At 64.9% G+C, this 482-nt stretch carries 1 protein-coding gene; it reads right to left on the minus strand.

The annotated features are described in order from the left end of the window. Positions 1-482: Ig-like domain-containing protein (locus BTW07_RS19330; protein WP_167369314.1), on the minus strand; the 482-nt coding region annotated here is incomplete at both ends.

Consider the following 482-nt stretch of genomic DNA (forward strand, 5'->3'; position numbering starts at 1 on the left):
AAGGTGACGTCGCGGCTCGCGCCGGCAGCGAGACCATCGAAGTCGGTGCCGGGGGCGAAGCTGTAGGAACCGTCGGCGTTGAATGTCAGGCTACCGTTGCCCTGACCTACGCTGGCGTCGAGAGCGTAGCTGGCGATGGTGCCATCGACGTCACTTGCTGCTGGAACTTGCCCACTGAGAACGCTGTTCTCTTCCGTCGTGGCCGTGCCTGCCTGAGCGACCGGCGCATCGTTAGTCCCCGTGACGGTGATGGTGACCGTCTTGGGCGCACTGACGCCGCCATCGTTATCGGTGGCGGTATAGCTGAAGGTGACGTCGCGGCTCTCGCCGGCAGCCAGACCGTCGAAGTCGGCACCCGGCGTGAAGGTGTAGGAGCCGTCGGCATTGAACGTCAGGCTGCCATTGCCAGTGCCGACATCCGTCGCCAGGTCGTAACCGGCGATCGTCCCATCGACATCGGTCGCTGCCGGAACCTGCCCGCT

The sequence above is a fragment of the Salinicola socius genome, from assembly GCF_001937195.1.
Taxonomy (GTDB): Bacteria; Pseudomonadota; Gammaproteobacteria; order Pseudomonadales; family Halomonadaceae; genus Salinicola; species Salinicola socius.